Consider the following 13,955-nt stretch of genomic DNA (forward strand, 5'->3'; position numbering starts at 1 on the left):
CCCGCGATCGCGTTCGAGTACTTTAGCTGCCAGGGTCAACTACTTCGGGGCTGCCATGTCCGCACCACACAGCGATACCACGTCTTGCCTGCCGGCGCGCCTGGGGCTTGCCGTTCCCGTCATCCAGGCGCCCATGGCCGGCACCAGCACCCCCGCGCTGGCCGCCGCCGTGTCCAATGCCGGCGGCCTGGGCTCGCTGGGGCTCGGGTCCAGTTCGGCAGAGGCGGCGCGCGACATGATCGCGCAGACGCGCGCGCTGACCGACCGGCCCTTCGGCGTGAATGTGTTCTGCCACCGGCCCGACGCGCCCGATGCGGCGCGCCAGGCCCGCTGGCTGGAATACCTTGCGCCCGCCTTCGGCGAGTTCGGCGCGCGACCGCCCGCCGCCCTGCGCGAGATCTACACCAGTTTCCTGGCCGACGATGCCATGTTCGAGATGTTGCTGGCCGAAAGGCCCGCAGTCGTGAGTTTCCATTTCGGGCTGCCCGACGAACGGCGCATCGCAGCCTTGCGTGACGCGGGCATCTATCTGATGGCCACCGCCACCAGCCCGGACGAAGCGGCGCGCATCGCGCACGCCGGCCTCGATGCCATCGTGGCGCAAGGCGTGGAAGCAGGCGGCCATCGCGGCATCTTCGAGCCGGAAGGGCCCGATGAACAATTGGGCACGCTCGCGCTGGTGCGGTTGCTCGCCACGCGCTTCAGGCTGCCTGTCGTGGCGGCGGGCGGCATCATGGACGGCGCGGGCATCGCGGCCGTGCTGGCGCTGGGCGCTCAGGCGGCGCAGTTGGGCACCGCCTTCGTGTCGTGTCCCGAGTCGGCCGCCGATTCCGCGTACCGTCAGGCCTTGCTCAATGGCACGGTAACCACGGTGTCCACCCGCGCCATTTCTGGACGGCCGGCGCGCGGCATTGTCAACCGACTGACGGCGCTGGGTTCGGCGCCAGAGTGCCCGCCCACGCCAGGCTATCCCCACACGTACGACGCGGGCAAGGCGCTGCATGCCGCCGCCAAGGCGCAGAGGTCGGCCGACTTCGCGGCGCAATGGGCCGGCCAGGCCGCCGCGCTGTCGCGGGGGCTGCCCGCCGAGGCGCTGGTGCGCCAGCTGCGCCAGGAACTCGCCGACACGGCAAGCCGGCTGGCCGCCTGGCGATAGCAGGCCGCGGCGCCGCGAGGGTACGGGTACTGACGGCATGCGATTTGCTGCGCGATCGCTCGCCGTCACACCACCCGCAGACTACGGAGGCAAATGGACGCGCTACTGCTGGCCCGTATTCAATTCGGCTTCACCATCTCGTTCCACATTCTGTTTCCGGCCCTGACCATCGGGCTGGCCAGCTATCTGGTGGTGCTGGAAGCCCTGTGGCTGCGCACCGGCCAATCGCGGTACCTGGAGCTTTACCAGTTCTGGCTCAAGCCGTTCGCGGTGGCGTTTGCCATGGGGGTGGTGTCGGGCATCGTGATGGCCTACCAATTTGGCACCAACTGGTCGGAGTTCTCGCGCTTTGCCGGGGCCATTACCGGGCCGCTCCTGACTTACGAAGTGTTGACCGCCTTCTTCCTGGAAGCGGGTTTCCTGGGGGTAATGCTGTTCGGCCTGAAGCGCGTCGGTCCCGGCCTGCATTTTCTGTCGACCTGCGTGGTGGCGCTGGGCACACTGGTGTCGGCCACCTGGATCCTGGCTTCCAACAGCTGGATGCATACGCCGCAGGGGCACGAGATCATCGACGGGCGGGCGGTGCCCGTGGACTGGCTGGCGGTTATCTTCAATCCGTCATTTCCGTATCGGCTTGTCCATATGGTCATCGCGGCCTACCTGGCCACGGCCCTGGTGGTGGGCGGCACGGCCGCGTGGCACCTGCTGCGCGGTCGCGACCATCCACAGATACGCACCATGCTGTCGATGGCGATGTGGATGATCCTGGCGTGCGCGCCGCTGCAAGCCGTGGTGGGCGACCTGCACGGGCTGAATACGCTGCGGCACCAGCCCGCCAAACTGGCCGCGATGGAAGGCCACTGGTCGCCCACGCCGCCCGGCACGGGCGTGCCGCTGATCCTGTTCGGCTGGCCTGACATGCAAGCGGAAACCACGCGGTACAAAGTGGAGATTCCCCGGCTGGGCAGCCTGATCCTCACGCACAGCTGGGACGGACAGATCCCGGCATTGAAATCTTTTCCTCCCGAAGACCGGCCGAATTCCACCATCGTGTTCTGGACGTTTCGCATCATGGTCGGCCTGGGGCTGCTGATGATCGCCTTGGCGGTGTGGGGCAACGCGCTGCGCCGCTCGGCGCGCATGTACCTGTCACGACCGTTCCTGCGGTTTGCGCTGGCCATTTCGCCGGCGGGGCTGGTTGCCTTGCTGGCGGGCTGGTACACCACGGAAATCGGCCGCCAGCCATGGATCGTGTACGGGCTGCAGCGCACCGCCGACGCCGTATCGCCGCACCCCGCCGGCGAGGTGGGTTTTACGCTGGCCCTTTTTGTGGTTGTCTATCTTGCCGTGTTCGGCGCCGGCACCGCCTACGGCATGCGCCTGCTGGCAGCCGGCCCGCAACAGGCCGGCGACGACCCGGGGCCCGGCGGTGCGGGCCAGCCGCGCCAGCCGATGCGACCGCTTTCCGCCGCAACAGAGGAGCCTCGAAATGGGCGTTGACCTGCCATTGATCTGGGCCGTCATCATTCTGTTCGGCGTCATGATGTATGTCGTGATGGACGGCTTCGACCTGGGTATCGGCATCCTGTTTCCCTTCTTCCAGGACACGGCCGACCGCGACGTGATGATGAACACCGTCGCGCCGGTATGGGACGGCAACGAGACCTGGCTGGTGCTGGGCGGCGCGGGGCTGCTGGCGGCCTTTCCGCTGGCCTATGCCGTGGTGCTCAGCGCGCTGCACCTGCCGCTGATCCTGATGCTGACCGGGCTGATCTTCCGCGGCGTGGCTTTCGAATTCCGCTTCAAGGCCCGCGCGGGCCGCCTGCGACTCTGGGACAAGGCTTTTGCGGGCGGCTCGCTCACCGCCACGTTCTTCCAGGGCGTAACGCTGGGCGCGTTCCTGAACGGCCTGCCCGTAGCCGACGGCCGCTATGCCGGCAGCTCGATCAGCTGGTTGGCTCCCTTTCCGATCTTTACCGGCCTGGGCCTGATCGTGGCCTATGCCCTGCTGGGCGCCACCTGGCTCGTCATGAAAACCGAAGGGCCGCTGCAGCAGAGGCTGCGCGCCATCGCCCGGCGCCTGACTATCGCGCTGCTTGCCGTGATCGTCGCCATCAGCCTGTGGACGCCGCTAGCCCACCCTGCCATCGCCGACCGCTGGTTCAGCCTGCCCAACCTGTTCTGGTTTGCGCCCGTGCCGCTGCTGGTGCTGGGCACGACGTGGCTGCTGCTGGCCCGCCTGCGCGGCCCCGGCCACACCGCGCCCTTCCTGCTGACGCTTGCGCTGGTCTTCCTGGGCTATAGCGGCCTGGGCATCAGCCTGTGGCCTTATGTCATCCCGCCTTCGATCACCATCTGGGACGCGGCGGGTCCGCCGCAAAGCCTGGGCTTCACGCTGGTGGGAGCGCTGTTCATCATTCCCATCATCCTTACCTACACCGGCTGGTCGTACTGGGTGTTTCGCGGCAAAGTGCGCCACGGCGAGGGCTACCACTGATGGCCGGCCCCCGCCATCGCTGGGCGCGGCGGATGGGCTGGCTGCTGTTGCTGTGGGCCGCCGGCGTGGCGGCGGTGTTCCTGCTGGCGCAGGTGCTCAAGGGCGTCATGCGGTTCAGCGGCATGGGCTGAGCCGGCGCAAATCAATCGCGCAGGTCTGGCGTTCCGCCCGAGCCGGCCGAGGCGCCGGCGCCCTGCAGTCCGCCATGGCCCGGCGCCCCCGTGGTGCTGTCGGGTTGGCCCTTTGAATCCCGGCTGTCGGTGCCCGCCGCCCCGTCGGGCCTGTCGGGCGCAGCCTCGCCGGGCTGCCCATCGGGCTCCTCGCGGCGCGCGGGATCCTCTTGAACTTTTTGATGCTGGGTTTGTAATGCTGGCGCGTTCTCACGGTGGCGATCGTGCGGGGCCGCGGCGTCCGCGCCCTGCCCATCCGCACCGCCGACGGCCGCCCAGGCGGAAATCGCCAGCCCGCCGCACAGCAGGCCGCTGTGCAGCAGGCCGCTGTGCAGCAGGGAAAGAATACGCAGGTTCATATCAGGCTCCGGTTGCTGGTCATAGGCACAAGGGCATCGGCAAGCTGCATGCCGGGCAGAGAACTTGCTGACGCGTTGGTACCGCAACCCGGGCGCCGCGCGCCCATCGACCGGGGACATCACGATGGAAGACGAGCCTCTTGCCGGCCGGCGCAGGGTGCTGAAGGCCCTGACCATGGGCGTGCCGGGCGCCGCATGGGCGGCGCGCACGACTGCCGCAGATGCGAACGCCGACGCCGGGCCGCACCGCGAGGCCGCGGCCAGCACGGCCCGCACGCTGAAGTTCTTCAACGCGCAGCAGGCGCGCGCCATGGACGCGATTGCCGCGCGCCTGATTCCAGCCGACGAACTGGGCCCTGGCGCCAAGGAGGCGGGCGCAACGTATTTCCTGGACGGACAGCTGGCCGGTGCGTGGGGTGCGGGCGACCAGCTGTACCGGCAAGGTCCTTTCATGCCAGGCACGCCAGAACAAGGCTACCAGTTGTCGTTCACGCCGGCCGAGATGTTCCGCCACGGCCTGTCGGCGCTGGATGAAGCCACGCGCCGACAGGATGGCAAGCCGTTTGCCGAACTCCCGCCAGAACGGCAGGACCATTGGCTGCAGGCCATGCAAGAGGGCACTGTGGATTTTTCCCCGCTGCCCGCGCCGGTGTTTTTCCAGGCCTTGCTGGAAGCCGCCATCGAAGGATTCTTCTCTGACCCCATGTATGGCGGCAACCGCGACATGGCGGGCTGGAAATTGGTGGGCTTTCCGGGCGCGTACGCGAGTTTTTCCAACGACATCGAGCGCCATGGCGTCCCATGGCGCGGCCAACCCGTGTCCATCGCCATGGCCAAGCCCCACCACGCACAGCATGGAGACGAGCATGGCTGAAAAGCTGCCCCCCGTAGACGTGGCCATCATCGGCGGCGGCTGGACCGGATCTATCATCGGCAAAGAGCTGGCCGCCGCAGGCCGGCGCGTAGTGATACTGGAACGGGGCGAACCGCGCTGGCCATCGCCGGATTTCCAGGGCCCCAATGTCCACGACGAACTGAAGTACACGCGGCGCCACGCATTGCACCAGAATGCGGCACAGGAAACCTACACCTTCCGCAACCACACCGGCCAGACCGCGCTACCCATGCGCCGCTGGCAATTCGCCTATCCCGGCACGCACCTGGGCGGCGCGGGCAATCATTGGTCGGGCGCCTATTACCGGTTCGACCCCACCGACTTCAATTTCCGCAGCCACTACACCGAGCGGTATGGCGCAGGCATCTTCGACGATGACCTGACCTGCCAGGACTGGCCCATTACCTATGATGAACTGGAGCCGTATTTCGACCGCTTCGATTATCTGATCGGCGCGTCCGGCCAGGCCGGCAATCTTAAAGGCCAGAAGCAGGAAGGCGCCAATCCTTTCGAACCCTGGCGATCGCGCCCCTACCCGAATCCGCCCATGAAGGTGCCCTACTCGGCAGCATTGTTCGGCGAAGCGGCGCGCAGCCTTGGCTATCACCCGTACGTACAGCCTTCGGCATTGGTCACGCGTCCGTACGTGAACAGCGAAGGCCTGCATATGAGCGCGTGCGTTTACTGCGGCTTCTGTTCCAACTTCGGCTGCGAGCATTTTGCCAAGGCCTCGCCACAAGTATGCATACTGCCCGTGGCGCTGAAGATGGAGAACTTCGAGATCCGCACCGGCGCCCACGTGCTGCGCGTGGAACTCAGCCCCGACAAGAAGCGCGCCACCGGCGTGACCTACGTGGACGCGGCGGGCAACGAACGTTTCCAGCCCGCGGAAATGGTGGTGCTCTGCGCGTTCAGTATCAATAACGTGCGTCTGCTGTTGCTGTCGGGCATAGGCAAACCGTACGATCCGCAAACCAATACCGGTGTCGTGGGACGCAACTACACGCACCAGACCACATCGGGCGTGAACCTGTTCTTCGACGAGTCGGTGCACATCAATCCGTTCATGGGCGCCGGGGCGGTGGCCGTCACCATGGACGACTTCAATGCCGACAATTTCGATCACGGCCCGCACGGATTCGTGGGGGGCGGCTATATCCAGATCCAGGTGGTGAGCGGCGCGCCCATTGGCTACCACCCCACCCCCAAAGGCACGCCGTCCTGGGGGTCCGGGTGGAAGCGGGCCGTCAAGCGTTACTACAACCATTCGGCGTCCATCACCATCACGGGCGCCGCGCAGCCCACGCGCGGCAGCTACCTCAGCCTGGACCCCACGTACAAGGACGCGTGGGGTCAGCCTCTGCTGCGCATCACATACGACCTGCCCGACAACGACATACGCATGTCTGCTTTCCTGACCGCCAGGGGCGACGAGATCGGCAAGGCCATGAAGGGGGTACAGCAGACCGAGCCCGGCCCGCGCAAGCGCCCGTTCACGGCCACCGCTTATCAGTCCACCCACCTGACCGGCGGAGCCGCCATGGGCGACGACCCTGCAACCAGCGTCGTCAACCGCTATGGCCAAGTATGGGACGTGCCCAATGTGTTCGTCACGGGGGCATCGCTGTTTCCACAGAATTCCGGCTTCAATCCCACCGGTACGGTCGGCGCCACGGCCTACTGGATCGTGGAGAAAATCAAGGCGGACTACCTGCGTTCGCCCGGACCGCTGGTGACGGCATGAGTCCTCCATCGAAGAACACCGGCGTGGTGCTGGGGCTGATGATCGTTCCGTCGCTGGTGACGTTGGCGGCCGTGGGTTACCAGATGTGGGAGACCCGCGAAACCTCGTGGAAAGGGGTCGCCGCCTCTCCACCCGCGGCAACGCCGGCGCCGGCCTCGCCCGCCGGCCCGACAGATACGGCCCCGGCTGCACCGCCGGACGCGGGCTCGCCAGCCTCGCAGAAGCCAGGTCCGGCGCCGGGACGCAGCGCGCAGGATTTCAGCGCATGGCGCCCCGAATGGGAGGCGGCGCTGACAGACGCGCAGGTGCAAACCGGGCAGCAGCTGGCGCAGCAAGGCCTGGCGGATGGGGGCGTGCAAGCCTGCGTCGCGTGCCATGGCGAGCAAGGCGTAGCCCAGCCCGAAGGCGCGTTCCCGTCGCTGGCGGGGTTGTCGGCCGAATACATTGCGAAGCAGCTGATGGACTATCGGGAAGGCAGCCGCACGCAAGCGCTGATGACCACGATCGCGCGGGCGTTGTCGCCAGACCAGATCGGCCATCTCGCCGTCTACTACGCAGGCCTGCCCACGCCCGCGCCGGCCATGCCGCCAGACCGCCCCGAAGCAGCCCGGGAGCTGGACATGCGCGGCGACAACGCGCGGGCCCTGCCCGCCTGCGCCAACTGCCATGGGTTGGGCGGCCGGGGCGAAGGCGTGCTGCTGCCCCGGCTGGCGGGCCAGCCGCCGCAGTACTTTATTGCACAGATGAACGCCTTTCGCGGCGGCCAACGCCGCAACGACGATGCGGGCGTCATGCAGGCGTTCGCGCAAAGGCTCACGCCCCAGGAAATCGAGGCGCTGGCCCAATACTACGCATCTGGCGCCGCACCGCGCTGACTCATTACCGCAACCACTTGTACATCAGCGTCACAGCGTCATAACGCTGGCGCCGCACGTCCAGCGCAAACCCCGGAATCACGCCCGCGGGCTGGTATCCCAGCGACACGTACAAGGGCTCGGCGTTGTCGCCCGTGCGCGTGTCCAGGGTCAACAGGCGGCGGCCCAGGATGCTGGCGCCGTCTTCCAGCGCCAGCATCAGCCGGCGGGCAATGCCCCGTCTCCGAAAATCCGGGTGTACCAGCAGCTTGCGCACTTCGGCGCGGTGCGGCTGATTTGCGGGCGTGTCCCAGTCGAGCTGCACGGTGCCGGCCACCGCATCCGCGACGCGCGCCACCCAGAGCGCGCGGCCGCCCGCCTGCATGGCCGGCGCCACCTGCCGTTCCCAGAATGCCCGCGCATCGGCAGCGGTAAACGGCCACACAAAGCCAATGCAGGCTTCGTCCTGCACGCAGGCATGCAGCAAGGCATCCAGGCCATTCTGCTGTTGCCGGACTTGCCCGGGTGTCCAGCGCTCGACTGCGATCATGGTGTCCACCACGGCCTCACACGATGAAGAGCAGGTAATGTGCGCCGCGATCCGGCGGCGTAACGAACGCGCTGGCGCCTGCCAGCTGGTAGCGCAGGCAATCGCCGGGGTGCAGCACGTAAGTGCGCTGGTCTATGGAAAGTTGCAGTTGGCCTTCGAGCAGCAGCAGGTGGTGCTCCAGGCCATGGCGCGGCGGATCGCGATAGTCGATGCGCACGCCCGGCGCCAGGCGGCACTGCAGCACTTCACCGGCCAGGCGCTGCGCGGGCGGCGACACCGAGCGGCGCTCGAACCCCACGGTATCGTCGGTCCAGACGGGCTGCTGCGCATGCGTGACCAGCGGCTCGAAATCGTCTTCGACCATGCGCATCAGGCGCGACAGCGTCAGCCCGTAGGCCGCGCAAAGCCGGCCCAGCACGCTGGCGGTGGGGCTGACGGCGCCGTTCTCCAACCGTGACAGCGTGGCCCGGCTGACGCCCGACTGCTGCGCGAGTTGATCCAGCGACCAGCCCCGCTCGGCGCGAAGACTGCGCAGCCGCTGGGCCAGCTGGCGGTCAATGTTCAATATGTCGGGCGCAGATTCCATAAAAGAGATTATTTCTCAAATATGGAATATCCACAATAGCTGGTTCGGCGGGTTTGCCTGGCGCCGCCAGGGGCATAGCGCGCCCCCATGCGGCGCTCTCTTGCAAGTCAGCTGTCGTCGCCCGGCGGGGTACGCCCGCCCTTGCGGCCCGGATCGTCGCGGCCGGTGTCGGGCGGCGTGAAATTGCCTTCTTCGGTGATGCCCCTCGTACGCGCGCTCTGGTCGGCAGCGGCAGTGCCGCGGTCGAACACCGGCTGGTCGCTGCGCTGCGCGCGCGGCGGGTGATCCATATCGGGGCGAGGCGGATCGTCGTCGGACACGCGTCGCGGCCTCGGCGCACCGCGATTCGGATCAGGTTGGGGCAGCCCCTGCGCGTTCGCAGGCTTGTCGGCGTCGGACATGGCGGGTCTCCTGGTGGGTGATGCGGGCGGCGCCTGCCGCCGCCACCGGTGCGGCGCAAGTCGTATACCCGCCCACTGCGCCCCCGCACCTATGCCAGATGCGCCTTGCGCTCGCGCAGCAGTTCGCGCAGCACGCTGCGGTGGCAGCGGCTTTCATCCTCGCAATAGCAGCCCACCGAGAAATTGGTCGTGGCCGACAAGGCGGCCAGCAGGTCGAGCACCTTGCCGGCTTCGCCGCCCTGTAGTTCCTTGCGGATCTTGCTTGCCACTTTGCGCCATTCCGCATCCGTGCTGGCGGCCAGGGCGGCCTTTACCAGCTCGGGGCTCGGGGACAGGATGGGCAGCCATACATCGTAGAAATTGCGCCGCGCAAACTCTGCCTTGGGCACCCCGCGCGGCGGCCGCCGCACCGTGCCGATGCGCAAGCCCTCGTCGCGCAGCCGCGCGGACCCCAATTGCACAATGTATATGCTCACGATGCCCCCTTTTACAAAAAGCGCGGCGTGGCGTTCACGAATTTCAGCCTGCGCGCCGGCTTAGCCGATACACCAGTGTGTCCAGTTGGGTAAGGCCACGCTCGGCAAATTTGGGTTCTTTATCCAGGATATCGCGGCGATCGATCAGCTCGGCATGAGAGTGCGCGGCGTACAGCGCCTGCACTTCGTCGTCGCGCACCGAAAACGGCGGCCCGTCCATCTGCGATTGTTCGTAGTCGAGCGTAATGAGCAACCCACGGTACGACTCGGACAACTGGCCATACACATGCCTGGCGTAACGCGCGCGCATGTCCGCGGGCAATGCCACCAGTGCGGCACGGTCGTAGGCGCCCGCGCATTCCGACAGCACATCTGCACCCAGGTCGAAAATATCGCCGCAGTAGATCTCGATGTCGCCCGCGCGGTAATACTGCCCGTGGCCCGCCTGGCGGATGTCCGGCTGCAAGGCCTGCTCGGCAAAAAACTGCTCGACCGCCAGCGGCGAAAGCTCTACGCCCAGTACGCGATAGCCCTGCTCGGCCAGCCACACCATATCGATGGATTTGCCGCACAGCGGCACCAGCACGCGACTGCCGGCGGGCACGCGCAGCGTCGGCCAGTATTTGGCCAGCAGCGGCGTCACCCGCGATTGATGGAAATGCGTGCGCCCTTCGCGCCAGCGCTCGTGCCAGAATGCCGCGTCCATGCGTCAGTTGCCTTATGTTTGTATGCCCGGCCCGCGCGCACGGCTTGCGACATACATGCCGAAGCCGTGCGCGAAGGAACACACTATTTTGCAATAAAAGCAGAAAACCCGCGCCAGGGCACGGGCTTGGGAGCGGGCGCGCGCACGTATGCGCGGTGATCCGGGCAGGCGCCGGCGGGCCGGGGAATCAGGGCTGGCGCGCGGGCGCAACGCCGGGCGCCGGCGTTACTTCAGGTAGCTGCGCGCCGCGCGCTTCGCGCAGTTCGCGCAGGCGCAGCACCTGGGCGTCGAGCTCGGCGCGCAGGCGCTCTACTTCTTGTGGATTGGCCGCGCGCTCGGCGGCCAGCCGCAAATCGGCCATCAGCTTTGCCAGCTGCGCAATTTCGGCATCGGGCAATGGAGCGCTTACACGCCGTTGGCGGCGACGCCTGAGTACGCCGGCGAGCCGTTCGCGCAGTGCCACCACCGCCATCGCGCGCAACGGCTTTTTCAGAAACGGCGGCCAGCCCACGACTGCGCCGGCGGCAAGCGCCGTGGTAGACGCCCAGCCACGCGCCGAGGGGTCGGGCCCGGTCGCGCGCCCGAACGCATCGGCCAGTTCGCGTCTGTCTTGTTCCATCTTGGCAAGCAGCGCCTGCTTGTCAGCCTGGGTGGTCTTGGTCATAGTGGCTCCGGGCGGCGGCGGTGTCCAGGCGTACCTGGCGTGTGAGTTCGGCAAAGGGCGACGTTCTGGGCACGTTGCGCTTGGCCATGAACAACGCGATCAGCGTCACGAGCAGCCAGGCGCCGGCCACCAGCCACGCCGCCAGCGTACGGTGTTCGGTGTCCCAGAAACTGACGATCGACGCAACGGACAGAAACGCCAGCGTACCCAGCGCGCAGAACAACAGCGCCACGCTGCTGACCAGCGTCGTCACCAGCGCCGATCGGTACAGCGACAGTTCGATACCGGTAAGTTCAAGGTAGTCGCCGCTGCGCTCGGCCACGAACTCCGCAATCTGGCGCAGACGCCGCAGTCGTTCTGAAATCATGGCATCTCCTTCGTGAGGCCAGCCCACGCAGCAAATGCCATTCCTGCTTCACGGCCCCGCGCTAGGGGCGGCGCAGCGCCTCGACCTGGATCTCGAGTTCGACCTCGGGCTTGAAACCCATGTCCCGGCCGAAATCCAGCCCGTAGTCGCCCCGGTTGAACGACGCCGACACATCGGCGCCGCAGGCCTCGCGCTTTTCGAGGGGATGGTGCATGCACTTGAAATCGTCGATGTCGAGTTCCAGCGTACGGGTAACGCCCCGCAGCGTGAACTCGCCCACCGCCGTTTCGGGACGGTCGCCGTCGAACTCGGTGAACCGGCCCTTGAAAGTTGCCGTGGGGTAGCGGGCAGCGTCGAAGATATCCGGCGCCACGGCATGGCGGTTCATTTCGTCGTGTCCGAAGTCGACCGAGTCGATCTGCACGGTGATGTCTATGGTGCCGGTGCGGGCCGCGCGGTCCAGCACAATGACGCCGGACGTCTTGTTGAACTTGCCGCGCCAGGTCGACAGCCCGCCCAGGTGGTCGGCCTCGAAGCTGGGATAGGTATGCGAAGGATCGATGTCGTAGGTAACCGGCTCGGCGGCGGCGGGCGTGGCCAGGGCGGCGGCCGACAGCATGATGGGAAAAATCAACTTCATAGTTCTGGCTCCAAGGTCGCGACGCATGACCGGGATGACGCGCCGGGATGCCGATAAGAGACCGCGAATTCGTGCTTCAGTTCAATGCGGGCGGGCATGTGCCGCCCTTGCATCACGCCTGCAGCAATGGGCTGCGCATGCGACTGTAGCCACTGGCGCGGTCGTAGGCCAGGCCCAGCTGCAGGACTTCCAGGTCGTGCTGCGCAGGCCCGATGATCTGGATGCCGGCTGGCAGGCCGCCGGCGCCGAAACCCGCTGGCGCGGCCAGCGCGGGCAGGCCGCCCATGGTCGCGGGCACCACGGCTTGCATCCAGCGATGGTAGGTGTCCATCTCGCGCCCGCCCACCGAGGCCGGCCAGTACATTTCGGCATCGAAGGGAAAAACCTGGGCGGCCGGCAGCACCAGATAATCGAACTGCCCGAACAGTTGCCGGACTGCGCCGTACCACTCCGACCGCGCCACGGCGGCGCGATACACATCGGCGCCCGACAGCTTCAAGCCGCGTTCTATCTCCCATGCCGCCTCGGGCTTCAGCAGCGCGCGGGTGCGCGAGTCGTGGTACAGACCGGCATTGGCGCCCGCGAAAGTAAAGCTGCGCAAATCCAGCCAGGCGCGCCACAGCCGTTCCATATCGAATGCGGGCGACGCGGCATCGACCTGGCAGCCGATGGCACGAAAATGACTCAGCGACTGCTCGCACACCTGCAGCAGCCCGGGTTCCGTAGGCAGATGCCCGCCCAGGTCGCCCAGCCAGCCCACGCGCAGGCCCCGGCAATCGCGCTCGAGCGCGTCGGCGAACCGCCGCGGGTCATCGCCGCGCCGCGTCAGCGGGTGCCGGGCATCGAAACCCGCTTGCGCCGACAGCAGCAGGGCAAGGTCCGGCACGTTGCGCGCCATGGGCCCGCAGACGCTGAACTGCTGGAAGAACACCTCGTCGGCGGGCCCATATGGCACGCAGCCCGGTGTCGTGCGAAAGCCATAGACATTGTTGAAGGCCGCCGGCGTGCGCAGCGACCCCATCATGTCGGACCCGTCGGCCACGGGCAGCATGCGCAGCGCGACGGCCACGCCGGCGCCGCCGCTGCTGCCGCCCGCGCTGCGCGTGGGATCGAAGGCATTGCGCGTAATGCCGTACACGGAGTTGTAGGTATGGCCTCCCAACCCGAATTCCGGGCTATTGGTGCGGCCGATGAACAACGCGCCGCCGGCCCGCATGCGCTCGAGCACAAACGCATCGGCCTGCGTTACCTGGCCCGCATAGATGGGCGAACCTTTTGTGGTGACCATGCCGCGCGCCGGCACGATGTCTTTGGGCGCTTGTGGAAAGCCATGCAGCGGGCCCCGCCAGTTGCCGCGCGCGAGTTCGGCATCCAGCGCGGCGGCCTGTTGCGCCAGCGTCGCGCGGTCGAGCGCCGCCACAATGGCATTGACGTGGGGGTTGAATCGATCGATCTGTTCCAGGAACGCCTGCAGCACTTCTGCGCACGACACCTGGCGCTCGCGTATGGCCGAAGACAGCTCGACTGCATCCAGTTCGACAATGCCGCGCGGCGCGGCGGCGGACGAAGCATTCATGGTGCCCGTGCCCCTGAGTTGCAAAGCCCCCAGTATATCGACCCACCCCAGCGCGTGGATCGCCGCGCCGCGCCGGATCAGCCAGGCCCGCCGGGGCTTGCCGCCGCGCCGGCGGAACACGGTGCGGCGGGCTCGCCGAGATCCCAGTCGCCCACGGTGTACCAGTCGTCGCCCAGGAGCTCGGCCGGATGCATGGTGCGGCTGGACCCGTTACCGCACATCATGGAATCGGCGGCGCAGTATTTGTCGCAACCCCAGCAGACGCGCTCGGGATGCTTGGGGTGCAGCGGAAATTTCTTAGCCATGGACGGCTC

Annotated in this window: 18 protein-coding genes; 7 read left to right on the forward strand and 11 right to left on the reverse strand. The window is 67.2% G+C overall.

Features of this window, described 5'->3' with window-relative positions:
• Positions 1–55: 55 nt before the first annotated feature.
• From CAL18_RS13900 to CAL18_RS13915, 4 genes are all read left to right on the forward strand, one after another.
• The gene (locus CAL18_RS13900; RefSeq protein WP_094818073.1) at positions 56–1,156 is read left to right on the forward strand and encodes an NAD(P)H-dependent flavin oxidoreductase; all 1,101 of its coding nucleotides are present in this window, start codon (positions 56–58) and stop codon (positions 1,154–1,156) included.
• A 93-nt stretch (positions 1,157–1,249) separates the two neighbouring features.
• The gene (locus tag CAL18_RS13905) at positions 1,250–2,656 is read left to right on the forward strand and encodes a cytochrome ubiquinol oxidase subunit I (RefSeq protein ID WP_094818074.1); all 1,407 of its coding nucleotides are present in this window, start codon (positions 1,250–1,252) and stop codon (positions 2,654–2,656) included.
• Positions 2,646–3,653: a cytochrome d ubiquinol oxidase subunit II gene (gene cydB, locus CAL18_RS13910; RefSeq protein WP_026638647.1), complete on the forward strand. Its 1,008-nt coding sequence runs from the start codon at positions 2,646–2,648 to the stop codon at positions 3,651–3,653. The genes CAL18_RS13905 and cydB overlap by 11 nt, the downstream gene beginning before the upstream one ends.
• The gene (locus CAL18_RS13915) at positions 3,653–3,784 is read left to right on the forward strand and encodes a DUF2474 family protein (protein WP_081745634.1); all 132 of its coding nucleotides are present in this window, start codon (positions 3,653–3,655) and stop codon (positions 3,782–3,784) included. Before cydB ends, CAL18_RS13915 begins: the two co-directional genes overlap by 1 nt.
• Positions 3,785–3,795: 11 nt before the next feature.
• On the opposite strand, the gene CAL18_RS13920 is transcribed toward CAL18_RS13915, so the two are convergent.
• Positions 3,796–4,182, reverse strand: a complete 387-nt coding sequence (locus CAL18_RS13920; protein ID WP_094818075.1) for a hypothetical protein — start codon at positions 4,180–4,182, stop codon at positions 3,796–3,798.
• A gap of 124 nt (positions 4,183–4,306) precedes the next feature.
• Here CAL18_RS13920 and CAL18_RS13925 point away from each other — a divergent pair, with 124 nt between their 5' ends.
• Genes CAL18_RS13925 through CAL18_RS13935 form a run of 3 tightly spaced genes read left to right on the forward strand, consistent with a single transcriptional unit; the run spans position 4,307 to position 7,696 of the window.
• Positions 4,307–5,056, forward strand: coding sequence for a gluconate 2-dehydrogenase subunit 3 family protein (locus tag CAL18_RS13925; protein ID WP_094818076.1), 750 nt, complete (start codon positions 4,307–4,309; stop codon positions 5,054–5,056).
• Positions 5,049–6,821, forward strand: coding sequence for a GMC family oxidoreductase (locus tag CAL18_RS13930; RefSeq protein WP_094818077.1), 1,773 nt, complete (start codon positions 5,049–5,051; stop codon positions 6,819–6,821). Before CAL18_RS13925 ends, CAL18_RS13930 begins: the two co-directional genes overlap by 8 nt.
• The gene (locus CAL18_RS13935; protein ID WP_094818078.1) at positions 6,818–7,696 is read left to right on the forward strand and encodes a c-type cytochrome; all 879 of its coding nucleotides are present in this window, start codon (positions 6,818–6,820) and stop codon (positions 7,694–7,696) included. The genes CAL18_RS13930 and CAL18_RS13935 overlap by 4 nt, the downstream gene beginning before the upstream one ends.
• 4 nt (positions 7,697–7,700) lie before the next feature.
• On the opposite strand, the gene CAL18_RS13940 is transcribed toward CAL18_RS13935, so the two are convergent.
• The 10 genes from CAL18_RS13940 to CAL18_RS13985 all read right to left on the reverse strand — a co-directional run bounded on the left by CAL18_RS13940 (position 7,701) and on the right by CAL18_RS13985 (position 13,946).
• Positions 7,701–8,225, reverse strand: a complete 525-nt coding sequence (locus CAL18_RS13940; RefSeq protein ID WP_094818136.1) for a GNAT family N-acetyltransferase — start codon at positions 8,223–8,225, stop codon at positions 7,701–7,703.
• Between the two features lie 16 nt (positions 8,226–8,241).
• Positions 8,242–8,811, reverse strand: a complete 570-nt coding sequence (locus tag CAL18_RS13945) for a helix-turn-helix domain-containing protein (RefSeq protein ID WP_026638648.1) — start codon at positions 8,809–8,811, stop codon at positions 8,242–8,244.
• A gap of 107 nt (positions 8,812–8,918) precedes the next feature.
• Positions 8,919–9,212, reverse strand: a complete 294-nt coding sequence (locus tag CAL18_RS13950; protein WP_094818079.1) for a hypothetical protein — start codon at positions 9,210–9,212, stop codon at positions 8,919–8,921.
• An 89-nt stretch (positions 9,213–9,301) separates the two neighbouring features.
• Positions 9,302–9,688 carry a DUF488 domain-containing protein gene (locus CAL18_RS13955; protein WP_094797107.1) on the reverse strand — a complete coding sequence of 129 codons (387 nt, stop codon included), beginning with the start codon at positions 9,686–9,688 and terminating at the stop codon, positions 9,302–9,304.
• Positions 9,689–9,731: 43 nt separating this feature from the next.
• Positions 9,732–10,394, reverse strand: a complete 663-nt coding sequence (locus CAL18_RS13960; protein ID WP_094797108.1) for a thiopurine S-methyltransferase — start codon at positions 10,392–10,394, stop codon at positions 9,732–9,734.
• 187 nt (positions 10,395–10,581) lie between these two features.
• The gene (locus CAL18_RS13965; protein WP_026638652.1) at positions 10,582–11,058 is read right to left on the reverse strand and encodes a hypothetical protein; all 477 of its coding nucleotides are present in this window, start codon (positions 11,056–11,058) and stop codon (positions 10,582–10,584) included.
• A complete protein-coding gene (locus tag CAL18_RS13970; RefSeq protein ID WP_026638653.1) occupies positions 11,036–11,425 on the reverse strand; it encodes a phage holin family protein in 390 nt (129 codons plus the stop codon). The genes CAL18_RS13965 and CAL18_RS13970 overlap by 23 nt, the downstream gene beginning before the upstream one ends.
• 61 nt (positions 11,426–11,486) lie before the next feature.
• The gene (locus CAL18_RS13975; RefSeq protein WP_094818080.1) at positions 11,487–12,065 is read right to left on the reverse strand and encodes a YceI family protein; all 579 of its coding nucleotides are present in this window, start codon (positions 12,063–12,065) and stop codon (positions 11,487–11,489) included.
• A 112-nt stretch (positions 12,066–12,177) separates the two neighbouring features.
• Positions 12,178–13,641, reverse strand: a complete 1,464-nt coding sequence (locus CAL18_RS13980) for an amidase (RefSeq protein WP_094818137.1) — start codon at positions 13,639–13,641, stop codon at positions 12,178–12,180.
• A gap of 77 nt (positions 13,642–13,718) precedes the next feature.
• Positions 13,719–13,946, reverse strand: a complete 228-nt coding sequence (locus CAL18_RS13985) for a DUF3079 domain-containing protein (RefSeq protein ID WP_094797192.1) — start codon at positions 13,944–13,946, stop codon at positions 13,719–13,721.
• Positions 13,947–13,955 lie beyond the last annotated feature (9 nt).

The sequence above is a fragment of the Bordetella genomosp. 7 genome (genome assembly GCF_002261415.1).
Classification (GTDB): domain Bacteria; phylum Pseudomonadota; class Gammaproteobacteria; order Burkholderiales; family Burkholderiaceae_B; genus Bordetella_A.